Raw genomic sequence first — 23,286 nt, forward strand, 5'->3', positions numbered from 1 at the left:
GATGCGTCGGCGCTTGAGAGGCTGCCGGTGGCTCGAGAGGCTGTGTTTGACGTCTCGGTGGCTCGCATCGCCAGGGTCGGGGAGGTCCTCCCGGCACCGTGCTCCCCTACTGCCTTCGCTATCGCTCGGCCCGTTGGTCCCGTCCCTGGGCGCACTGCTCCGACAAGGTCCCTCTTGTTCGAAGCTGCCGGGAGGACCTCCCCCACCCTGTCGCTGCCGAGACGTCGGTGGGGAGCTCGGCGCAAGAACAAAGAGGCTCGCTGTCGAGACGTCGGTGGGGAGCTCGGCGCAAGAACAAAGAGGCTCGCTGCCGAGACGTCGGTGGGGAGCTCGGCGCAAGAACAAAGAGGCTCGCTGTCGAGACGTCGGTGGGGAGCTCGGCGCAAGAATAAAGAGGCGTGCTGCCGAGACGTCCGTGGGAAGTCCGTTGCAAGACAAAGAGGCGGGTTATCGAGGCGTCGAGTGCGAGTTCGGGCGCAAGAGGAAGAGGGCGCCTTGTCGAAAACTCCGCTTTCAAAGTCCAGCCCCCGGCGTCAGCCGTGGGGCGGTTGCCGACAGGTCCGGCGTCGGCGCGGGCTGGCGGGCTTGCTTTGGTCAGAATTTCCAAATATTGTTGGCCCAGATCTTCCTCCTCGCCAAACTTCGGGGTTAATTTCGAAATCTAGCCGGCGGTGAGAGGGCGAGAATGGGGTCGGTTGCTTGGACGGGTTGATGCGATGGCGGAAATTCTCGGCATTGGTATCTCGCACTATCCGCCGCTCAGTGGGCGGGATGAGGATATGGCCAACATCCTTCGCGGGCGTCTGAAGGACCCCGATGTGCCTGCTTCTCATAAAGATCCCGCGAACTGGCCACCGTTCATGCGCGAAGAGTGGGGCAGCGATGAAGGTCGGGCTGGCGCCGCGAGGCATCGGGCGGCGATGTGCGCCGGGCTCAGCAAGGCCCGCGAGGCCATCGATGAATTCAAGCCCGATCTGGTCGTGATCTGGGGCGACGATCAATATGAGAATTTCAAGGAAGACATCGTTCCGCCGTTCTGTGTGATGGCCTACGACGACATGAACATCCAGCCCTGGGCGCACGCCTCCGAGTCGGCGATGTTCTCCGAGTCGCACGAAGACGAGTGGGGCGGCGGCAAACCCAATGTCTGGAAGGAAAAACGCGATCACTCCATTCTGGTGCGCGGTCATCGCAGAGCTGCCAAATTCCTCACCGAACAGCTGCTGGAGCGCGAGTTCGACGTAGCTTACGCATACCAGCCGCTGCATCACGCCGGCCTGCCGCACGCCTTCCTGAATTCGATTCTGTATCTCGACTACGACCGGCGCGGCTTCCCCTATCCCGTCGTGCCGTTTCAAGTGAACTGCTATGGCCGCTCGGTCATCAGTTATCGCGGCTTCATCAGCCGGCTCGCCGATCGCGGTCGGGAGCTCGATCCGCCGTCGCCGTCGCCGAAGCGCATTTTCAAGCTGGGCGCGGAGGTCGCGCGCATCTTCCGCGACAGCCCGTATCGAGTGGCGCTGGTCGCCTCGTCGAGCTGGTCGCATGCGTTCTTGAACGATCAGACGTATCGCATGCAGCCGGACCTGGCGCTCGACAGGAAAATGTATGAGGCGCTGACCCGCAGCGATTGGGATGTCTGGACCAACACGAAGCTGGAGACGCTGGAGCGTTCCGGCGAGCATGAATTGTTGAACTGGTACGCGCTGGCCGGCGCGATGAACGAGCTGGGGCGGCGCTGCACCTGGTCGGACTTCGTCGCAACCTACGTGTTCAATTCCAGCAAGGTCACGGCGATTTTCGCGCCGGAATAACAACGTCGATCCGATTCGAGTGACGCATGACTAAGTTCAGTTTCGATTGGGGCAAGGGCTCGCGCGCGCTGGTGATTCTCGCTGTCGCGCTGGTCGGTTGGGCAGGCGGGGCGAGTGCGGCGGAGGTGCTGCCGAACGTCGAGATTCGCGAGATGGTCGGCAAGGACAACGGCCGGCGCTATCAGATCTACACCGCGCTGCCGGCCAAGCCGCAGCCGGAAGAGGGTTACTCGGTCGTTTACGTGCTCGATGCGAACATCATGTTCGCGACGATGGTGGAAACGGTGCGGGCCTCCGAGCGGCGGCCGACCGGGCGGGGCACGGTGGTGATTGGTATCGGGTATCCCGACGATCTCAAGCCCAATGTGGAACGAACGCTCGATCTCACGCCGGCGCTGACCTCCACGCCGAAGCAAGGCACGGGTGGCGCTGAGTCGTTCCTGCGTTTCATCGAGAACGAGCTGAAGCCGGAGGTTGCGGCCCGGTTCAAGATCGATACGACGCGTGAGACGTTGTTCGGTCATTCCTACGGCGGTTTGTTCACGCTGTATGCGTTGATCAATGCGCCGGGGCTGGTCGATAACTTCGTCGCGGCCAGTCCGTCGATCTGGTACGAGGGCCGCATGATGCAGAAGGCGAATGTGCGGGGTCGTCTCGAGCCGAAGGTGCAGACTCAGCAGGTGACGCCGCGAGTGCTGATCACTGTCGGCGAATATGAGCAGACGCCGGATCCGGACTTTCCGGCCGTGCAGGGGCAGGGCTCCAATCCGGACATTCTGAAGGAACGTCAGCAGGTGGATAACGCGCGGGAGTTTGCCGATTACTTGTCGAAGATTCCTGGCGTCGAAGCGAAGTTTGTAATGTTTCCGGGGGAAGATCACGGTACGGTCATTCCAGGCGCGATTTCGCGAGGCGTGCGCTTTGCGCTGGCGCCGACGGTGCAAGCGCCGACCCCGGCGGCAAAGTTGGTGAGCACGGGCAAGCCGCCGGGTGGCATCAAGGTGCCGACCGCGCAGGAATATCTGAAGCTCACGGCGGATCAGCGGTACAAGCTGCGCATGCGGGTGCGCAAGCTGCCGGAGCAGCAGCGGATGGCGTGGAATCAGCAGTTTCAATATTCGTTGAACGCGGGCCTGACGTATTTGCAGCACCGGAAGTTGCATGAAGAGCGTCAGGAGATGGATCAGAAGCACGGCACCCAACCGCCGCCGGAAGGTTGAGTTTCATTGCCGGCCGGAAGACCCACCCTCTTGCCCCCTCTCGTGAACGGGAGGGGAACAATTTTTTTCTCCGTCCGGGAGCAGGTAACAGATCAGATGACGAAGCGATCTCACCGGTGGCGAAGTCTCTCCACCAATGTTTGCTTGGTCCTGGCGGGTGCCGCGCTCTCCAGCGCAGCGCTCGCGCAGACCGCGGCGGTGAACAAGAAGGTTGCGGCGGTCGAACGGCAGGTCATCGAATGGCGGCGGGATATTCATCAGCATCCTGAGTTGAGCAATCGAGAGGAGCGCACCGGTGCGCTCGTCGCTGAACATTTGCAATCGCTCGGGCTCGAGGTTCGTACCGGCGTCGGGAAGACCGGGGTCGTCGGTGTGTTGAAAGGGGCGAAGCCCGGGCGGGTGATCGCGCTTCGGGCCGATATGGATGCGCTGCCGGTGGAGGAACAAACCGGGCTACCGTTCGCCTCGACAGTGACAGCGGAATTCAACGGCAAGACCGTGCCCGTGATGCATGCGTGCGGTCACGATGCGCACACCGCGATTCTCATGGGCGCGGCGCAAGTGCTCGCAAGCATGCGCAGTCAGATCGCGGGCACCGTGGTTTTCATTTTCCAGCCCGCCGAAGAAGGCACGCCGGCCGGTGAAGAAGGCGGCGCGAATCTGATGATCAAAGAAGGCGCGCTGAGCAATCCCAGGCCCGATGCGATCCTCGGGTTGCACGTCGAGCCCGGCGTGCTCGGGCGTATCGATGTTCGCTATGGTCCGCTGCTCTCCAGCGCCACCGACCTGCGCATTGACTTGAAAGGCCGCCAGACGCACGGCGCGCGTCCCTGGGAAGGCACCGATCTCATCAATCTGTCCGCCGACATCATCAAGAGCCTGACGACGATTTCGGCGCGTCAGGTTGATGTGTTCGATGTTCCGAACGTCGTCACGCTGGCGATGGTGCAGGCGGGCGTGAGGGGCAACATCCTGCCCGGCGATGCGACGTTGCAGGGGACGATCCGTACCTTCAGCGAAGAGCGCTTGCAGCGGCTGAAGGAACTGATCAACACGTCCGTCGATGGTCTCGCTAAAAGCTACGGTGCCACCGCGCAGGTGAATTTCCGGCAGCAGGCCTATGTGACGGGCAGCGATCCGAAGATTCTCGAATCCATCATGCCGGCGTTGAAGGAAGCGGCCGGCGCGGCGGGCGTCGACACGCTGGCGCCCCTGCGAGCTGCGGCTGAGGATTTCTCGTACTTCGAGCGAGAGATTCCAGGCGTCTACTACATCATCGGCTCGACCAAGGATTTCAAAGACAAGGCAGCGACGCCAGCCAATCATTCCCCGAAGTTCGACATCGACGAGCGCGTGCTCGCGATCGGCGTCAAGGCGCAGGTGCTCACCGCGCTTCAATTTCTGCGCTCAAAACCGTAGGCTGCGCGCCCGCCTTGACGGGCGGGCTGCCCGAAGCAGGGCTGCTATTTCGAAATATGTCCGAGGATGGAGCAGTCCCCGAGAGCGGGCTGGTCGCCACCGCCGCGACCTTCAATGCACCGTTCTGAGCGGAAAATCAGAATTTCCCTCAATTCTGGCCGATCAGGGGACGGTAGGATCGGTCCGCCAGGGTCGCGAAATCACCAATTATTTCGAAAATCTCATTGACGTGTTCCGCCACGTCGCCTTATCTTCCGTGGCAAGCGCCGCGAAGGGCGGCAGCACCAATGAACCTTTTGGGGAGTGTGGGTAGCGTGATGTCCAACGCCAAGTCTGGCCCGCTGTCGCGAGCCATCGCTGTTTCTTTCGCAACGCTGCTCGCCGCGCCGGTGCTCGCGCAGGACGTGAGCGGTGTGCCTGAGGCGCTCGAAGAAATCGTCGTCACCGGTACAAACATTCGCGGTTCCGCGCCCATCGGCAATCCGATTCAAACGCTCGGTGCGGAAGAAATCGCCGAGAGCGGCAAGGCCACGGTTGCCGAGCTGCTGCGTGCATTGCCGGTGAACTTCGCGGGCGGTGTGGCGCAGGCGGACAACAATCGCGGCGGGCAGGACGGCACGTCGGCTGGTGCGAATCTCACTGGTGGCTCTGGCGTGAATCTGCGCGGTCTGGGCGCGCTCTCGACGCTCGTGCTCGTCGATGGCCGTCGGGTTGCGACCTCGGGTCAGTTCGGCGACTTCGTCGACGTAGCAAACATTCCGGCCGCGGCCATCGAGCGCATCGAAATCCTGCAGGACGGCGCCTCGGCCGTGTACGGCTCGGATGCGGTGGGCGGTGTCGTCAACTTCATTCTCAAGCGCAAGGTCGAGGGGCTGCAAACCATGGCGCGCTTTGGCACGCTCACCGAAGGCGGTGGCGATGAATTCCAGGCCAGTGCCGTGTGGGGGCATGGCTGGGACAGCGGTCGGGTCGTGCTCGGTTATGAGTTCAACGATCGCGCTCGGGTGCGTGCCGAGGATCGCGATCTCAATGGCGATCTTTCTTCGCAGGGTGGCGTGAACTGGCCGCAGTACACGACTCGCGTCGGTAGCGCGGCCAATATTTTCTCGGGTGCCGCGAGCTATCTGAATCCCGTTGCCTACACTGTGCCGCAGGGAGCGGGCACCGGCCTCACCGTCGGTCAGCTGCTTGCCGCCAACGGCGGTGCCGGCAATACCTCGAACCCGTGGGCGGGCTGGGACATCCTGCCCGAGATGCAGCGGCACAGCGTGTTCGTGAACTTCGATCAGGACATCACGGACGGCATCACCACGCACGGCGGTGTGCGTTACACGCGTCGCGACGGCAACTATCGCACCGGCTATGTCGATCTGGTGGGCACGTTGCCGCAAACGAATCCGGCGTTCATCACCGGCGTCACCAACAACTTCAGCGTCCTGGTCGATGATTTCATCACCGGCCGCGACGTGAAGGTGGACAGCTACGGCGCCGATCTCGGCGTGAAGTTCGACATCGGCGGCGACTGGCAGCTGGATGTCACGGGCTCCTACAGCCGCGAAAAGCAGATGCGCGAGTCGCAGCTGGAGCGCGACGCCAACATCGATGACTTCCTGACCGTGGGCGGTGGCATCGTCCAGGCGCCGAACTCGGTGACCTGCTCGCTGATGGGGTTGAACTCCAGCAACATCGGCGCGATCGCCGCGCCGACCGCGCAGCAGACGTTCTGCGCCGGCTTGAACTATGAAACGTTCAACCCTTATTCCACGCAGCCGTTGTCGGCGCAGGTGTTGAGCCAGCTGATCGGTTACGAGCAGCTGGAGTTCGATTCGTGGGTGCGTCAGGGCACGGTCAAGGTCGACGGCACGGTGTTGGATCTGCCCGGTGGTCCGCTCAAGCTCGCGGTGGGTGTCGATTACCGCAAGGAATATATCGACGGCGAGCTCGACTTCAATTATCGAAGCATCGAGCCGATGCACATGTCTTACGGCGCCACCGAGCGCGACGTGAAATCCGCCTACGCCGAGTTCGCGGTGCCGATCTTCGGCAACGCCAATTCGCTGCCGGGCCTGCGCGCCCTGGATCTGTCGCTGGCCGTGCGTCACGAAGACTCGCAGGGGCTGGGCGATTTCACGTCCACCGATCCGAAGTTCGGCCTGCGTTACAAGCCGATCGACAGCCTGACTCTGCGCGGCAGCTACGGCACCAGCTTCCATGCGCCGCCGATGCGCTTTGCTTATAACGGTGCGCAGCCGGTGCCGGGCGGCAACGCGATTTTCTATACCAACGCCAACTACACCGCGCCGTGCAACTCCACGCTGGTCGAATTCAACGGTCAGGTGGGTACGCCGGGTGCGGCGACCGGCAACTGCTCGTTCACCGGCATGATCGTCTCCGGCGGCGCCGGTCCGATCCTGAAGCCCGAAGAGGCCAAGACCTGGACCGCGGGTCTGGAATTCCAGCCGCAGAGCGTGCCCGGTCTGTTGCTGAGTGCGAACTACTTCAACATGCAGATCGACAATCGCCTGGTGCGTATCACCTCGGGCCAGCTCGGCGGCATCCTGGCGAACTACTTCGCGACCGGCACCAGTCCCTATCTGAGCAATCTGGTGTTCAATCCGGACGATGCGCTGGTGCAGTCGCTGTTCGACGATCCGCGCTTCATCGGCCTGCAAGGCCCCGGTACCACCAAGCGTCCGGACCAGATCGCGGCCATCATCTATGCCACGCAGACCAATCTGGCGAGCTTGAAGATGGGCGGCCTCGACCTGGGCGCGAGCTACGGCTTCGACACCGGCGTCGGCAGCTTCGAGGTGTTCGCCAACGGCACCCTGCTGCTCTCTTACGACATTCAGGCGACGCCGGGCGCGGCCTATCAGGACAAGCTGGGCATCTACGAGAGCACCGGCAATCCGGTGAAGCTCAAGTCCCGGCAGGGCATTTCGTATCGCAACGGCCCGTTCGTCGCCATCGCCACGGTGAACTACACCGATAGCTACGAATGCGTGTCGGGTTGCTATGTGCCGGGCGCGAATGGCGCGCCGGTGCTGAACACCACGCCGGTCAAGATCGACGACTGGATTACGCTCGACCTGCAGTTCAACTATAACTTCGACCAGTCGGCCGGCCTGTTGAGCGGCGCCGGCATCGGTCTGAGTGTGTTGAACGCCACCGGCGAGGATCCGCCGTTCATCGATACGGGCCGTTACGTGACGGGCAATGCGCCGGAGTCTTATGATGCTGCTAACGCTATCATCAGTGGCCGGGCCGTCGCGCTGACTCTGACCAAGAGTTTCTAGCGACGGAGCCTGTCGAAAGGGCCTTGGCCGCTTTCGACCCTAGGATTGGCCAGTGGGGATCGAATGAAGAGCCTATCGGACAACGACGACAACACCGCGGTCGCCAAGACCATCGCCGACCAGACGTACCAGCATATTCGCCGGGATATCATTTCCGGCGCGCTGCCGCCCGGGACCAAGCTGGCGATGGAGATGCTGACCAAGCGCTACGACGTGGGCTTGAGCCCGCTGCGCGAGGCGTTGGTGAAGTTGACCGGCGACGCGCTGGCGGTGGCCGAGGGTCAGCGCGGTTTCTGGGTGTCGCAGATTTCGCTGGATGAGTTGCAGGACACGATGAATACACGCCTGCTGATCGAGACGCAGGCGTTGTCATTGGCCATGGAGAAGGGCGGGCCCGACTGGGAGCGCGCCGTCAATCAGGCGTACCAAGAGCTGTCCTCGCTCGAGGATCATTTGAAGGAAGGCGACAACGCGACGTTCGCGCGTTGGGAAAGTGCCAATCGTCGTTTTCACGAGGCGCTGGTGTCGGCCTGCGGCTCGAAGTGGCTGATTCGTCTGCGCAGCATGCTTCACTATCATTCCGAGCGTTATCGGATGATCTCGCTCGCCGAAGCGAGCATCGAGCGCGATGTGCACGATGAGCACGAAGCCATTGTCGAGGCGGTCCTCGGGCGCAAGACGCTGCGTGCCTGCCGGTTGACCGAGCTGCATCTGCAACGAACCACCGAAGTCGTGCGCGCCGCCCTGGAGCGCCGCGACGAAGAACTGCTCAACAAGAACAAGAAGCGCAGTGCCGCCGGTCGCCGGCCCGGCAAATCGCGGCCCTGACCAGTACGAGAGATCGCGCGGGTCCGGTTCTCACTGCGGCGTCCATTGCATGGTTCAAGCAGCGCGCCCTGGTGCCCGCCAGGAGCGCCTGCTCAACATTCAAGCGCCGCGGCCCGCATCATCCGCGGGGCGCCTGCCTTCCTCAGCGACGTAGCAGAACTCGCAGTACCAGCAGCGCCACGCAGGCGATCACCGCCGGCAGCGCGCTCAGCAGAAACAACTTCTCGGTGGTGACCATCGCCGCCATCAGCAAACCGCCCACCACCGGCCCGATGACCGAGCCGATGCGCCCAACGGCGAGTGCCGTGCCCAGGCCGGTCGCGCGTGCCTGCGTTGGATAGATGCTCGCGGTCAGCGCATTCATCGCAGTCTGGCCGCCGATGGTGAAGAAGCCGGCGACGAACACGCAGCTCATCAGGATCACGACGTGAGATTCCACCTGTCCGATCAGCGCCGTGCTAACGCCCGCAACCACATAGCCGGCGCACAGCACCGCCGCCGCGTCGAGACGATCGATGAGCCGGCCGAGCACGATGCCGCCGATGGCGCCGCCGAGATTCAGGAATACCGACGCCGTGAGCGCCGAGGTGATGCTCGCGCCCGCCTGCTTGAGCGCCAGCGGCAGCCAGCTCATGAGGAAATAAATCATCAGCAGGCTCATGAAGAACGCGACCCACAGCAGCAGCGTCTTCATGGCGCGACCGTCGCGGAACAGATGCAGCATGCTGAAGCCTTCCAGCTTCTGTTCTTTCAATACATAACGCTCACCGGCTGCGCGCTCGCGATCGGGGACGAGTCGATCGAGCAGGGCGCCGATTTCCTGCTGAGGCCGGCCCGCGGCGACCAGGAACTGCACCGACTCGGGCAGGCGCATGGCCAGCACGACGAGCAGAACCAGCGGAATCACGCCGCCCAGGATGAACACCGAGTGCCAGCCGAACGCGGGAATGATCACGCTGCTGATCAATGCGCCAATCGCGGCGCCGAGCGGAAAGCCCGCAAACATCACTGTGATCGCCGTGGCGCGCAGGCGTTGAGGAGAGAATTCCGCGGTGAGCGCGATGATGTTCGGTGTCGCCCCGCCCAGGCCGATGCCGGTGAGGAATCTCAACAGCAACAACATTTGCAGACTGGTGGCGGCCGCGGTCGCGAACGTCAACAGTGCGAACATCAACGTGCAGCCGAGAATGACTTTGCGACGTCCGTAACGATCCGACAGCGGACCGGCGATGAATTGGCCGCACAGGATGCCGACCAGGCCCGCGCCGAAGATCGGGCCGAAGTCGCCGGGCGCGACATTCCAGACTTCGGCGAGCACCGGCGCCACCAGGAACACCGATTGAGTGTCGAAGCCGTCGAGCATGGCGACCAGGCCGCACAGCACGACGCTGAAGATTTGAAACCGACCCAGCGGCGCGGAATCGATGACGGCGGTGACATCGACGGTACGGCCGGCGTGCGCGCCGTAAGCGGTGTTCTGAACGGCGGCATTCACCCGTCGGTCCCCCTGAGGCCTATCATAAAAATTCGATAATCGGACGATGTCAGGGCAGTCAATGGTTGTCAATGCTGGCCGGCATGCCACCGTGACCTGCCGACGATGACTGGAGTTTTATGGGCATAAAGTGGTTCCGGGCAGTCCGGATGAGCAATACGCGGAAAATCTGCCGAATCCTGCGCCCCGCGTTGAAATATCGAAATTATGAGTTACCATCCGACCTCCCATTCCTTGAATAGAGTCATCATGGCTGCCTCGATTCCGAGCCTGGCGCATTTCATCAACGGAGCTTCCGTCGGCGGCGGTCGGACTTTCGAAAACCGTAACCCCGCCACCAACACCGTGGTCAGCACGGTCGCCGAGGCCGATGCCGCCGTCGTCGACCAGGCGGTGCAGGCCGCGCGCAAGGCGTTGAAAGGTCCGTGGGGCAAGATGACCGATGCCGAGCGCGCCGCCATCATGCGCAAGGTCGCCGAAGGCATCACGCGTCGCTTCGACGAGTTCGTCAAAGCCGAAATTCTCGACACTGGCAAACCCATCCGCGATGTGAGTCATCTGGATATTCCGCGAGGCGCGGCCAATTTCACCGCGTTCGCCGATCAGATGCTCGCGCATCCCACCGAAGCGTTCCGCAGCCCGACGCCGGATGGCAAAGGCGCGTTGAATTATTCCATTCGCGTGCCGCGCGGCGTGATCGCCGTGGTGTGTCCTTGGAACCTGCCGTTGTTGTTGATGACCTGGAAGGTCGCGCCGGCCATGGCGAGCGGCAACACTGTCGTGGTGAAGCCGTCCGAGGAAACACCGACCACCGCGACGCTGCTCGGTCAGGTGATGAATGAAGCGGGCGTGCCGCCCGGTGTTTATAACGTCGTGCACGGCTTCGGTCCGGACAGCGCCGGTGCGCATCTGGTCAATCATCCGGGCGTCGACGGCATCACGTTCACCGGCGAGACGCGCACGGGCACGGCGATCATGAAGTCGGCGGCCGAAGGCGTGCGCCCCGTCTCGCTCGAGCTCGGTGGCAAGAATGCCTCGATCGTGTTCGCCGACTGCGATCTCGATGTCGCCATCGAAGCCAGTACGCGCTCGACGTTCCTGAACTGCGGCCAGGTGTGCCTGGGCACCGAGCGCATCTACGTGCAGCGGCCGCTGTTCGATCAGTTTGTAAATCGGTTGAAGGCTGCCGCCGAGACCCAGCGTAATGGCGATCCTTTCGAGAAAACCACGACGCTGGGTCCGTTGATCAGTCAGGAGCATCGGCGCAAAGTGCTCGGTTACTACGAGCGCGCCCGCAACTCGGGCGCGACGCTGATCACGGGTGGGGGTGTTCCCGACATGCCCGGTGCGTTCGCCGAAGGAGCGTGGGTACAGCCGACGATCTGGACCGGCCTGCCCGAATCTCATCCGGTGCTGCGCGAGGAAATCTTCGGGCCCTGCTGTCACGTCGCGCCCTTCGATACCGAAGAGGAAGCGATTGCCCTGGCGAACGACACGCCTTACGGCCTGGCCGGCTCGGTCTTCACTCGCGATCTGTCGCGGGCGCATCGGGTTGCGGCCCAGATCGAAGTGGGTATCTTGTGGCTCAACTCCTGGTTCCTGCGCGATCTGCGCACCGCGTTCGGCGGTGCCAAGCAGTCGGGCATCGGCCGCGAGGGCGGGGTTCACGGTCTGGAGTTCTATTCGGAGCTGCGGAATGTCTGCGTCAAACTCTGAAGCCATTGCCGCAGCTCACGCGGCGCTCAGTCAGGCGGCGAAGACTCGCACGCCCTGCGATCCGGTTCGTTCGCTCATCGAGCCGCTCGGTGTCGCGGGCGCCTATGAAGTGCAGTCGCGTCTCACCGCTGGCGCACTGGCCGCGGGCCGTCACGTCATCGGCGCGAAGATCGGTCTCACTTCGCATGCCGTGCAAAAGCAGCTCGGCGTCGATCAGCCCGACTTCGGCATGTTGTTCGATGACATGGAATATGGCGACGACGCGCTCGTCCCCCTCTCGCGTCTGATCCAGCCGAAGGTGGAAGCGGAGATCGCGTTCGTGCTGGAGAAAGATCTGAGCTCCGAGCGCCCGACGCTCGCGCAGGTCACGACCGCGGTCGCTTACGCGCTGCCGGCCATCGAGATCGTCGACAGCCGGGTGCGCGACTGGAAGATTTCTCTTTACGACACCATCGCCGACAACGCGTCATCCGGGCTGTTCGTGCTCGGTGGCACGCCACGCAAGATCGATGCGATCGATCTGCGCATGTGTGGCGCGCGTTTGGAGAATCGTGGCGAGGCGGTGTCGACGGGCTGCGGCGCGGCCTGTTTGGGCAATCCGTTGAACGCGGTGGTGTGGCTCGCAGCCACGATGGCGAAGGTCGGCAATCCATTGCGTGCGGGCACGACGATTCTGTCGGGCGCGCTCGGCCCGATGGTCACGGTGAAGCCGGGCGAAGTTTACGAAGCACGCATCAGCGGCTTGGGTCGCGTCGCGGCGGCGTTCACGAAGGAGTAGGCGGATGAGCAAGGCGAAAGTAGCCATCATCGGCTCGGGCAACATCGGCACCGATCTGATGATCAAAGTGATGCGCACCTCGCGTCATCTGGAGATGGCGGCACTGGTGGGTGTCGATCCGAATTCCGAGGGCCTCGCGCGTGCGCGCCGCCTCGGGGTGTTTGCGACCGATCAAGGTCTCGACGGCCTCCGGCGTGAATCGCTGTATCAGGATATCGACATCGTGCTCGACGCGACCTCGGCAAAGGCACACGAGCATCATGCGGCCATTCTGAAACAGGACGGCAAGCGTGCCATCGATCTCACGCCGGCGGCGGTCGGTCCGTACGTCGTTCCTTGCGTGAACCTGGATGAACATCTGCAGGCTCACAACGTGAACATGGTTACGTGCGGCGGGCAGGCGACGATTCCCATCGTCGCGGCCGTTCGCAAAGTGGCGGCGGTACCTTATGCGGAGATCGTTGCGTCCATCGCGTCGAAGTCCGCCGGCCCCGGCACGCGTGCGAACATCGATGAGTTCACCGTCACGACGTCGCGTGCCATCGAAGGCGTCGGCGGCGCGGGCTTGGGCAAGGCGATCATCGTGCTGAATCCGGCCGAGCCGCCGCTCATCATGCGTGACACCGTTTATTGTCTGGCGCAGACGGAGGATGACCGCGCGATCAGTGCGTCGGTGACCGCGATGGTCGCGGCTGTGAATCGTTACGTTCCTGGCTATCGATTGAAGCAGGCGGTGCAGTTCGAGCGTCTGACCGAGAAGGATGGCGTGCGTCTTCGCAAGGGCGACGCGCCGCTCACTGGCTTGAAGGTCGCGGTCTATCTGGAAGTCGAAGGTGCCGCGCACTATCTGCCGGCCTACGCGGGCAATCTCGACATCATGACGTCGGCGGCGATGACCACGGCCGATCGCATCGTCGAAACTCAGCTGCAGAGGGCCGCCTGATGACGCAGCTCTATATTCAAGACGTGACGTTGCGCGATGGCATGCATGCCATCCGCCATCAGTACGGACTCGATCACGTCATCGCCATCGCCCGCGCGCTGGATGAAGCGAAGGTCGCAGCCATCGAAGTGGCGCACGGCGACGGCCTCGCCGGATCGAGTTTCAACTATGGCTTCGGTCGTCACACCGATCTGGAGTGGATCGAAGCGGTGGCGGCGTCGGTCAAGCATGCGAAGCTCACGACGCTGCTGTTGCCTGGCATCGGCACCGTCGAAGACCTGCATGCCGCTGCGAAGGTGGGCGTGCGGTCGGTGCGCGTCGCGACTCATTGCACCGAGGCGGATGTTTCTCGTCAGCACATCGAGGCAGCCCGCAGAATGGACCTTGACGTGTGCGGGTTCTTGATGATGTCGCACATGAGTCCGCCGGATCAGCTTGCTGCGCAGGCCAAGCTGATGGAGAGCTACGGCGCGCATTGCGTGTACGTCGTGGACTCGGGTGGCGCGCTGACCATGCGCGATAGCGAACAACGCGTGCGCGCTCTGCGTCAGGCGCTGCAGCCGAGCACGCAGATCGGCATTCATGCGCATCACAATCTGTCGCTCGGCGTCGCAAACTCGATCGTCGCGGTCGAGCATGGCGTGACCCGGGTCGATGCGTCGCTGGCCGGCATGGGCGCGGGTGCGGGCAATGCGCCGCTGGAAGTCTTCATCGCCGCCGCCGATCGCGTGGGCTTCGAGCACGGCTGCGATCTGTTCAAGCTGATGGATGCCGCGGAAGAGCTGGTGCGTCCGTTGCAGGACCGTCCGGTGCGCGTCGATCGCGAGACACTCTCGCTGGGTTACGCAGGTGTTTATTCCAGCTTCCTTCGGCATGCCGAGAAGGCCGCACGCGACTACGGTGTCGATGTGCGCGAGATCCTGATGGAGCTGGGGCGACGACGCATGGTTGGTGGGCAGGAAGATATGATCGTTGACGTCGCGCTGGATCTGAAAGCGCGCCTGCAGACTTACGGAAGCTCGGATTCATCGACTTCCCTGGCCCGTCAAGTTTGCAACTGATTGGAATGCTTCAATGATCGAAGTCACTGATCGTGTTTCTGGCATTCGATGTCAGATTGCTGAAGAGGCTGCCGCATGAGTGTAGATATCCTCCGTCTCGCGACGCTGCTGGACGACGCGGCTCGCAATGCCACCGCAGTGGCGCAGATCTCCGCCACTGAAACGGTGACGCTGGAGCAGGCCTACGAGATCCAGCGGCAAAGCATCGAGCGTCGCATCGCGCGCGGCGAGCGCCGCATCGGCACCAAGATGGGCTTCACCAGTCGTGCCAAGATGGAACAGATGGGTGTGTCCGACCTCATCTGGGGACGCCTGACGGATGCGATGATTGCCGAGGACGGTGGCACGATCAGCAGGAAACGTTTCGTTCATCCGCGCGTCGAGCCGGAAGTCGCGTTTCTGCTGCGCAAGCCGCTCTCCGGCATCGTGACCGCGCCGCAGGCGCTGGACGCGGTCGAGGCCATCGCGCCGGCGCTGGAGATCATCGATTCGCGCTATCAGAATTTCCGTTTCTCGCTGACCGATGTGGTTGCCGACAACAGCTCGTCGTCGGCGCTCACGATCGGGCCGTGGAATACGCCCCATCAGGCGCTCGATAATCTGGGCATGGTCGTGTCGGTGAACGGTCGTCCGCAGACGTTCGGTTCGACGGCGGCGATCATGGGCGATCCGATACGTTCGCTGGTGGCGGCGGCGCGTCTGGTCGCGATGAGCGGTGAGGTGCTGGAAGCGGGTCACATCGTGATGGCCGGCGGCGCGACGGCGGCGTTCGAGCTGTTCGTCGGCATGCACGTGCAATTGGAAGTCGAGCGTCTGGGTCGGACGTCGTTTACGGTCGCGGAATAACTCAGCCATGCCAATCATTCAAGTCAACATCCTGGCGGGTCGCTCGCCCGAGCTCAAAGCCGAGCTGGCGGCGAAGATCACTGAAACCGTCAGTCAGACCTTGCAGGCCAAGCCGGAGACGATTCGGGTCCTGCTGCAGGAATATGCGGAAGGCGAGTGGTTCGTCGGCGGCAAGGCGATGCCGGTGGCGAAGCCGCCCGGCTCATGAGCGACGTAGCTCACATCGATGGTTTGATCCGCACGGCCGGGCGGGCCTTGTCGCGCCATGGGCTGTTGCATGCTTACGGTCATTGCAGCGTGCGGACGTCGGCGACGACGTTTCGAGTCTCGCCATCGAAGCCGTTGGGGCTCGTGACTGAGAGCGACGCGTGCCACGAAGTGTCGCTCGATGGGCCGCTGCCGGAAGGCGTGCTCGGTGAGGTGCGCGCGCATCGTGAGATCTATCGCTTGCGGCCGGACGTGAACGCCATCGTCCGTTGCATGCCGCCGAAAGTGATGAGTCTCGGCGCGATGCGGCGGGTGCCGCGGCCGAGGCATGGATTCGGGAGTTATTTCTACCCGGCGCCGGTGCTGTGGGACGACCCGCAGCTGCTGCGCGATGACGAACAAGCGAAGCGGTTCGCTGCTGCATTGGGGCAGCAGCGAGCCATTCTCATGCGTGGCAACGGTGCGGTGATCGTTGGCGAGTCGCTCGAAGCCGCGGTGGTGCTGACCTGGTATCTGGAAGATGCCGCCCGCGTCGAGCTGGATTGCCTGTCCGCCGGCCTGGCCGACGAAGGCCTGTTGACTGAGCAGGACGCGAAACAGAGAGCGACCTGGTCGGGGCGGATTCTCGAGCGGATGTGGGATTACCTCACCGCGGATGACAAATAGACGTCGGATTCGCAGGCCGGGCCCCGGACAGGCCCCGAAATTGGAATCCCCGTGCCTTTCTGCTGCCACCCCTCTTCCCGTGGCCTTGCCTTGGTTTAGGATGGTGTCAATCACAACAAGGCGTGACGGGGACTGGCATGTTGTATTTCCTTGCTCTGCTGATCGGCATCATCGCGGGCCTGCGTGCCATGACGGCACCGGCGGCCATCGCCTTCGCGGCTCATTACGGACTGCTCAACCTGAGCGGTACGTTGCTCGCTTTCCTGGGCTATCGCTGGACGCCCTGGATTTTCCTGGTGCTGGCCATCGGTGAGCTGATCACCGACCAGCTTCCCACGACCCCCAGTCGCAAAGTCCCCGTCCAGTTCGGCACGCGAATTCTGATGGGCGCGCTCACCGGCGGGGCCATCGGCGTCGCGGCCGGTTCGCTCTGGATTGGTGCGATCGTCGGCATCATCGGCGCGGTCATCGGTACGCTGGGGGGAGCGGCGGCGAGAGGCAAGGTGGCGGCGGCGTTTGGCAAGGATCGGCCGGCGGCACTCATCGAGGATGCCGTTGCGATCGGCGGGGCGGTGCTCATCGTGCTGGCGTTGCCATGACCCAGAGCTTCGACGCCATCGTCATCGGTGCCGGCCAGGCGGGGCCGTCGCTGGCGGGGCGGTTGACGCAGGCGGGGCGCAAGGTCGCGATGATCGAGCGCAAGTTGTTCGGTGGCACGTGCGTCAACACGGGCTGCATGCCGACCAAGACCATGGTCGCGAGCGCCTACGCCGCGCGTCTCGCGAGGCGAGCCGATGAGTATGGCGTCGTGACGAACGCGCCCATCGGCATCGACATGAAACGCGTGCGGGCGCGCGCGGCGAAAGTGACGCTGGACGCGCGCACGGGTCTGGAAAACTGGTTGAAGTCGATGGCGGGTTGCACAGTCATCGAGGGGCAGGCGCAATTCGAATCGTCGAACACGATCCGGGTCGGCGAGCAGGTGCTCACCGCGCCGACTATCTTCATCAACGTCGGCGGGCGCGCGAACGTGCCCAACATGCCGGGCGTGAATACCGTGCCGTTCCTCACCAACACCACGATGCTGCAAGTGGACTTCGTGCCCAAGCATCTGGTCGTGGTGGGCGGAAGTTATATCGGGCTGGAATTCGCGCAGATGTTCCGGCGCTTCGGCGCGAAGGTGACGATTGTCGAGCAGAGTCCGCGATTGATCGGTCGTGAAGACGAAGATGTGTCGCTCGCGATTGCCGAGATCCTGAAGAACGAAGACATCGCGCTTCGTACTCACGCTGAATGCATCAGCCTCGCGCCGCATGCCGAGGGTGTCGAAGTGCACGTGAGCTGCACGCAGGGCGCACCGACGGTCGTCGGCAGTCACGTGCTCCTGGCCGTGGGGCGCGTGCCGAATACGAATGATCTCGGTCTCGACCGCGCGGGCATCGATGTCGACGCGCGGGGTTACATCAAGGTCGACGATCATTTGCAAACAAGCGTGCCGGGCGTCTACGCGCTTGGTGATTGCAACGGGCGGGGCGCGTTCACCCACACGGCCTATAACGATTTCGAGATCGTGGCGGCGAACCTGCTCGACGGCGAGGATCGGCGCGTCAGTCAGCGCATTTCAGCCTATGCGCTCTACATCGATCCGCCGCTCGGGCGGGTTGGCATGACGGAGGCGCAGGCGCGGGCCAGCGGCAGAAAGCTCCTGATCGGCACGCGGCCCATGACCAAGGTCGGCCGGGCCATCGAGAAGGGCGAGACGCAGGGCTTCATGAAAGTGATCGCCGATGCACGCTCCAAGCGGATTCTGGGCGCATCGATTCTCGGCGTGGGGGGCGATGAGGCCATTCATGGTGTCATCGACATCATGAATGCCGATGTGCCCTACATGAAGCTGCAGCAGGCGGTGCCGATTCACCCGACCGTGTCGGAATTGATCCCGACCGTGCTGGGCGACATGCAGCCGGTGACATAGACAAACCGGCACCGGGCAGGATGCCCGGGTGCAGCGGGCACATTGACCGGCGAGCGTAGGGTCGGCCGGGGGTGTGCTCAGGGCACCAACGGCGTCGATGATGGCATCGCCCGGCGCGTTTACGCCTGTGTTTCAATGGCTCCCGTGTTAAATGCCCGGAGCTGCACCCCGATGCGAATCTTGCGTCAATCCCTGACGGCCCTGCTGCTGGCCGCCGTCACCGCCACCTCCTGGTCGGCCGAAAGCGCCTCGCAGGACTCGTTGCAGCCGCTGATCAACGCGGGCGAGAAGAAGCTCGCGTTCGACTGGCCCATGGTCACCATCGGCACCGGCGAATACGCGGAAGGTCCGACCGGTGTCACCGTGTTTCGCTTCGCGCGACGCGTTTTGGGCGCGGTGGATGTTCGCGGTGGCGGGCCGGGTACTGTGAATACCGACTACCTGCGTCTTGGTTATAACTTGCCCGAAGTGGACACAGTGGTGTTCTCGGGCGGCTCCTGGTACGGCCTCGAGTCGACGACGGCTGCCGCCACGGCGCTGAAGGACGACGGCGTGCGCAGTGGCAACTGGGACAATATTTCTTTGTCCGTGGGCGCGATCATTTATGACTTCGGCGATCGCCGTCTGAACGAGATCTATCCGGACAAGCGACTGGCACAGGCGGCGCTGCGTGCCGCGCAGCCGGGCGTGTTTCCTCTGGGGGCTCAAGGTGCGGGGCGCTCGGCGCGTACCGGTCAGTTCTTCGGTTGTAATGTCCACTCAGGTCAGGGCGGTGCGTATCGTCAGGTCGGCCCGGTGAAGATCGCGGCGTTCACGGTCGTGAATGCGTTCGGCGTGGTGACCGATCGCGACGGCAAGGTGGTCGCGTGCAATCCAGGCACGAACTGGCCGCAGCCGCTGCGCCCCACCGATTTGCTGGCGGGTATGCCCGACAGCCGCAAGCCGGGCTGGCAGCCGCCGAAAGAAGCAGCGCGCAACACCACCGTCAGTCTGGTCGTCGTGAATCAGACGTTGGAGCCCGCGTTGTTACAACGGATCGCGGTCCAGGTGCACACGTCGATGGCGCGCGGTCTGCAGCCGTTCGCAACTGAATATGACGGCGACGTGCTCTACGCAATCTCCACTGGCGAAGTGGATGACAAGACACCGGGCGCGCTCACATCGGTGGATCTCGGCGTCATCGCCGGCGAAGTGATGTGGGATGCGATCCTCTCGTCGGTGCCCGAGCAGCCCAAGGCATTCCAGCCGAACAAACGTCTCAAGGTCGCGGCCGCCGATCTGCAGAAGTACGCGGGTGACTACAAATTCAGCGACATCGTCAGCGTGCGAATCGCCGCGGAAGGCGGCAAGTTGATGGCGCAAGCCACGGGCGCTCGCGATGCGTTCGCCATCAAGAAGCAGGCAGCGGTGGAGTTGCAACCCGTCGCGCAAGGTGACTTCACCGTGCCGGGCCGTTACCCGCTCAATGTGCGGTTTGCTGACGGCAAATTGATTTTGAATCCGGGTCACTGGGAGCAGATCGGCACCAAGTGACTCCCGCGCACCAGGGCCCCGTGCCCTGGTGATCGCAGCTCACCGACGCGGTCGGCATTGGCAACTGTGCGCGTCGAGGGGCTGGCGATATAACAGCGACATCGCTGTTATTCAGGAATGTTCACCTTGCATCGCGACGCCGAAGTCCGCAGCCGACGTGCGGACGAACCTCAGGTCGCCGCCAGCCAGGCCCGCGATGCCTACGCGGGCAAGCTGCTCCCCGACGCTCAGCTGCGGCTGTTTCGCGATACGCAGTGGGAGTTCGCGACGCGCACGATCGCTCGTGGCGGCCCGGTTTACGAGCTGCCGCGCGCCGACATCCAGCTGCAAGACATGGTCGTGCACTCCAGAGGCGTGGAGTACGACCTGCCCGACTATATCTCTCGTAATCGCGTCGCTGGTTTGCTGTTGTTGAAGCGCGGTCGCATCGCGTTCGAACACTACGACCTGGGCACCGACGTCAACACGCGCTGGATCTCCATGTCGATGGCGAAGTCGGTGAGCACCACGCTCATCGGTGCCGCGATTCAAGACAAGCTCATCGGCGGTGTCGACGAACAGCTCACCCGCTATTTGCCTGAGCTGCGCGGTACGAGTTACGACGGCGTGTCGATTCGTCATCTGTTGCAAATGACGTCGGGCGTGCATTGGGACGACACGCATACCGATGCGGACTCCGAGCGCCGTCGCATGCTCGAGCTGCAGATCGCGCAACAGCCGGGCGCGATCATGAAATATCTGGCGAGCCAGCCGCGGATCGCCGCGCCCGGTTCCGTCTGGAATTACAGCACTGGAGAGACGCACGTCGTCGGCGCGCTCGTGCGTGCGGCAACTGGTGCGTGGTGCGCGGATTATTTGTCACAAAAGATCTGGTCCAAGGTCGGCATGCAGGCGGACGCCACGTGGTGGCTCGAAGCGCCGGGCGGACTGGAAGTGGCGGGCAGCGGCATCAACGCGACGCTGCGCGACTACGCGCGCTTCGGCTTGTTCATGGCGAACGATGGCGTCATCGGCGACGAGCGCGTGTTGCCCGTGGGGTGGATCAGTGAGGCGACTCAGCCTCGTCAGGTCGGCAATGCACGCGTGGACTACGGCTACATGTGGTGGCCGGTCGCGCGTCCCAACGGTTCGTTCGCCGACGGCGCGTTCAGCGCTCGCGGAATCTTCGGTCAGTACATCTACATCAACCCGCGCGAGCAGGTGATCGTGGCGGTGTTGAGCGCCCGCTCCAAGCCCAAGGGCGCCGAGGCGATTCCGGACAACGACTTTTTCAACAGCGCGGTCGGCGCGCTGAGATAGCGAACCACACACTCATAAACACAACGGCTTTACCCCGGGGATCAAAGGTTTTGGGAGGCAACATGGCAACGCGACTGAAATACATCACGGCACTGGCGGTGGTAGGAGCAACTACCTCGGTCAGCACAATGGCACAGGAGCTGGTGGTCGAAGAGGTGATCGTGACCGCGCAGAAGCGCGAGCAGCGCCTGGTCGATGTGCCGGTGGCGATCACCGCCATCAGCGGCGGCGAGCTCGAGCAGAAAGGCCTGAGAGACGTTCAGGACATTTCCTTCGCCGTGCCCGGCATGGCCTTGCGCGAAGACGGCCCGGGCAGCTATCAGATCTTCATGCGCGGTCTGAGCAATCAGTACGGCAGTGACGCCTTGGTCGGCGTGTATCTGGACGAAGCGCCCCTGACGCTGACCGGTTTCGATCAGCTCGATTCGCGCCCGCTGGACCTCGAGCGCGTCGAAGTGCTGAAGGGACCGCAGGGTACGCTGTACGGTCAGGGCTCGGTGGCCGGCGCGATCCGTTACATCACCAAGTCGCCCGATCTCACGGAGTGGGGTGGCTCGATCGAAGCGCAGGAAAGTTTCATCAGCGGCGGCGACTCGCGCGAAGTGATCACTGGCGTATTGAATGCGCCCATCGTCACCGACAAATTCGGCATTCGTATCGCCGCCACCGCTCAGGAAGGTGGCGGCTGGCAGGATCAGCCGCAGGCTGGCATCAAGGACGGCAACAATCAGGACCTGCGCAACGTACGGGTCAAGGCGCTGTGGAAGCCGACCGACGCGCTGTCGATTCAGGGCATGGTCGTGGTCCATCGCAACGAGAGCGAGCTGGGCCTGGGGTATGAGAACCCGGATCGCACCGTCACGGTCGCGGTCGATCGTGCGCGCCGCCTGGTGCCGAAAGAGTTCGACTACAACCTGTACAACCTGGACGTGAAATACGATCTGGGCTTCGGCGAGCTGCTCAGCTCCAGCACCTACATCGATCACACGCATCATTATCCGTTCTCGTACATCGCCGGCCCGCAGACCAACTATGGCGAGTTCGTCGCAGGCGGCGCCGTCATCGAAGGCACCGACGATCGATTGCAACAGATGCATCAGTTCTCTCAGGAAGTGCGCCTGAGCTCTGCGGGCGACGGCTTCTTCAACTACACGGTCGGCGGTTTCTATCGCAAGCTGGCCAGCCGCTTCACCGATACCTACGACAGCCTGTACGACTACAACAATCCCGCCTTCCCGGACGATTACTACAGCGACATTCCTTATCTGGACAAGGACTGGTACGAGTCGTACGCGTTGTTCGGCGACGTGTCGTTCAAGCTCACCGAGCGCTTCGAGCTCGGCGGCGGCGTGCGCTACTTCAAGGACGACCAGAAGACGTTCGACGGTTCGGCGACCGAGAAGGATTCATTCGATTCCGTCGACCCTCGGGTGTATGCGTCATTCAAAGTGACCGACGATATCAATCTCTACGCCAGCGTCGGCAGCGGCTTCCGTAGCGGCGGTTTCAACCGTGGCGACCTGCCGAACTACAACCCCGAGCAGTTGGTGAGCTACGAGCTGGGCAGCAAAGGCGTGCTGGGCGGCGGCGTCGTGGCCTACGAAGTGGCGGTGTTCTACAGCGATTACAAGGACATGTTGCGTCGTGGCCTGATCCTGAATTCGGATGGCACCACCGACTCGCGCACGTCGAATATCGGCAAAGTCGAAGTCAAGGGCGCCGAGGCGGGCGTCACCTGGCGTCCGTTGGAGCGGCTGGCGTTGAGCGCGACGGCGGCCTACATGGATAGCGAAGTGGTCGAGGTGAAGTCCACCGACGCGACCAACATCGTCGGCGACCCGGTCGACTACGTGCCCGAGCTCAGCTACACGCTGGGCGCTATGTATAACTTCGATCTGACCGCGACGGTGCCGGGCTTCTTCCGTGTGGATTACAGCTACCGCGACAAGGTCAGCTACGTCGATCGCAGCGTGTTCTACGACCAGTTCCTGCCGTACTACTCCGACGACATATCGATGTTGTCGGCGCGTGTCGGCGTGACGCTGGGGCAGGCGAACGTCGAGCTGTTCGGCAGCAATCTCACCAACGAGAACAAGTGGATCGATCCGTATCACTACTGGACCAATGCCAACCGCACGCGGCCCCGCGAGCTGGGCATCAAGGTCGGTTACTCGTTCTAAGAGAGTCGGC

Annotated in this window: 18 protein-coding genes; 17 read left to right on the forward strand and 1 reads right to left on the reverse strand. The window is 63.1% G+C overall.

Going from position 1 to position 23,286, the window contains the following annotated elements:
• Positions 1-779 precede the first annotated feature (779 nt).
• From EKO19_RS14070 to EKO19_RS14090, 5 genes are all read left to right on the forward strand, one after another.
• Positions 780-1,814: a DODA-type extradiol aromatic ring-opening family dioxygenase gene (locus EKO19_RS14070; RefSeq protein WP_217705330.1), complete on the forward strand. Its 1,035-nt coding sequence runs from the start codon at positions 780-782 to the stop codon at positions 1,812-1,814.
• A gap of 26 nt (positions 1,815-1,840) precedes the next feature.
• Entirely contained in the window at positions 1,841-3,034 is a 1,194-nt protein-coding gene (locus tag EKO19_RS14075) for an alpha/beta hydrolase (protein WP_129777014.1), read from the forward strand.
• Positions 3,035-3,130: 96 nt separating this feature from the next.
• A complete protein-coding gene (locus EKO19_RS14080) occupies positions 3,131-4,453 on the forward strand; it encodes an amidohydrolase (protein ID WP_129777015.1) in 1,323 nt (440 codons plus the stop codon).
• 317 nt (positions 4,454-4,770) lie between these two features.
• Entirely contained in the window at positions 4,771-7,749 is a 2,979-nt protein-coding gene (locus tag EKO19_RS14085) for a TonB-dependent receptor plug domain-containing protein (RefSeq protein ID WP_175597053.1), read from the forward strand.
• A 63-nt stretch (positions 7,750-7,812) separates the two neighbouring features.
• Positions 7,813-8,577: a GntR family transcriptional regulator gene (locus EKO19_RS14090; RefSeq protein WP_129777017.1), complete on the forward strand. Its 765-nt coding sequence runs from the start codon at positions 7,813-7,815 to the stop codon at positions 8,575-8,577.
• 142 nt (positions 8,578-8,719) lie between these two features.
• On the opposite strand, the gene EKO19_RS14095 is transcribed toward EKO19_RS14090, so the two are convergent.
• A complete protein-coding gene (locus EKO19_RS14095) occupies positions 8,720-10,072 on the reverse strand; it encodes an MFS transporter (protein WP_217705331.1) in 1,353 nt (450 codons plus the stop codon).
• Between the two features lie 261 nt (positions 10,073-10,333).
• On the opposite strand from EKO19_RS14095, the gene EKO19_RS14100 reads away from it, so the two are divergent.
• The 12 genes from EKO19_RS14100 to EKO19_RS14155 all read left to right on the forward strand — a co-directional run bounded on the left by EKO19_RS14100 (position 10,334) and on the right by EKO19_RS14155 (position 23,276).
• Positions 10,334-11,788 (forward strand): 2-hydroxymuconic semialdehyde dehydrogenase, encoded by a 1,455-nt coding sequence (locus EKO19_RS14100; RefSeq protein ID WP_129777414.1) that lies wholly within the window; start codon positions 10,334-10,336, stop codon positions 11,786-11,788.
• Positions 11,769-12,566, forward strand: a complete 798-nt coding sequence (locus EKO19_RS14105; RefSeq protein ID WP_129777018.1) for a 2-keto-4-pentenoate hydratase — start codon at positions 11,769-11,771, stop codon at positions 12,564-12,566. Before EKO19_RS14100 ends, EKO19_RS14105 begins: the two co-directional genes overlap by 20 nt.
• A 4-nt stretch (positions 12,567-12,570) precedes the next feature.
• A complete protein-coding gene (locus EKO19_RS14110) occupies positions 12,571-13,509 on the forward strand; it encodes an acetaldehyde dehydrogenase (acetylating) (protein WP_129777019.1) in 939 nt (312 codons plus the stop codon).
• The gene (gene dmpG / locus EKO19_RS14115; protein WP_129777020.1) at positions 13,509-14,570 is read left to right on the forward strand and encodes a 4-hydroxy-2-oxovalerate aldolase; all 1,062 of its coding nucleotides are present in this window, start codon (positions 13,509-13,511) and stop codon (positions 14,568-14,570) included. Before EKO19_RS14110 ends, dmpG begins: the two co-directional genes overlap by 1 nt.
• Before the next feature lie 75 nt (positions 14,571-14,645).
• A complete protein-coding gene (locus EKO19_RS14120) occupies positions 14,646-15,416 on the forward strand; it encodes a 2-keto-4-pentenoate hydratase (protein WP_129777021.1) in 771 nt (256 codons plus the stop codon).
• 7 nt (positions 15,417-15,423) lie between these two features.
• The gene (locus EKO19_RS14125; protein WP_129777022.1) at positions 15,424-15,624 is read left to right on the forward strand and encodes a tautomerase family protein; all 201 of its coding nucleotides are present in this window, start codon (positions 15,424-15,426) and stop codon (positions 15,622-15,624) included.
• Complete coding sequence (locus EKO19_RS14130; protein ID WP_129777023.1) at positions 15,621-16,289, forward strand: class II aldolase/adducin family protein; 669 nt, start codon at positions 15,621-15,623, stop codon at positions 16,287-16,289. Before EKO19_RS14125 ends, EKO19_RS14130 begins: the two co-directional genes overlap by 4 nt.
• 137 nt (positions 16,290-16,426) lie before the next feature.
• Complete coding sequence (locus EKO19_RS14135) at positions 16,427-16,888, forward strand: DUF4126 family protein (protein ID WP_129777024.1); 462 nt, start codon at positions 16,427-16,429, stop codon at positions 16,886-16,888.
• Entirely contained in the window at positions 16,885-18,264 is a 1,380-nt protein-coding gene (locus EKO19_RS14140) for an FAD-containing oxidoreductase (protein ID WP_129777025.1), read from the forward strand. Before EKO19_RS14135 ends, EKO19_RS14140 begins: the two co-directional genes overlap by 4 nt.
• 180 nt (positions 18,265-18,444) lie before the next feature.
• A complete protein-coding gene (locus EKO19_RS14145; RefSeq protein WP_217705334.1) occupies positions 18,445-19,797 on the forward strand; it encodes a P1 family peptidase in 1,353 nt (450 codons plus the stop codon).
• Positions 19,798-19,914: 117 nt separating this feature from the next.
• Positions 19,915-21,096, forward strand: coding sequence for a serine hydrolase domain-containing protein (locus tag EKO19_RS14150; RefSeq protein ID WP_129777027.1), 1,182 nt, complete (start codon positions 19,915-19,917; stop codon positions 21,094-21,096).
• 62 nt (positions 21,097-21,158) lie between these two features.
• The gene (locus EKO19_RS14155; protein ID WP_129777028.1) at positions 21,159-23,276 is read left to right on the forward strand and encodes a TonB-dependent receptor; all 2,118 of its coding nucleotides are present in this window, start codon (positions 21,159-21,161) and stop codon (positions 23,274-23,276) included.
• The last annotated feature ends 10 nt before the right edge of the window (positions 23,277-23,286 follow it).

Origin of the sequence: Peristeroidobacter soli, from assembly GCF_004138485.1 — a bacterium.
Taxonomy (GTDB): Bacteria; Pseudomonadota; Gammaproteobacteria; order Steroidobacterales; family Steroidobacteraceae; genus Steroidobacter; species Steroidobacter soli.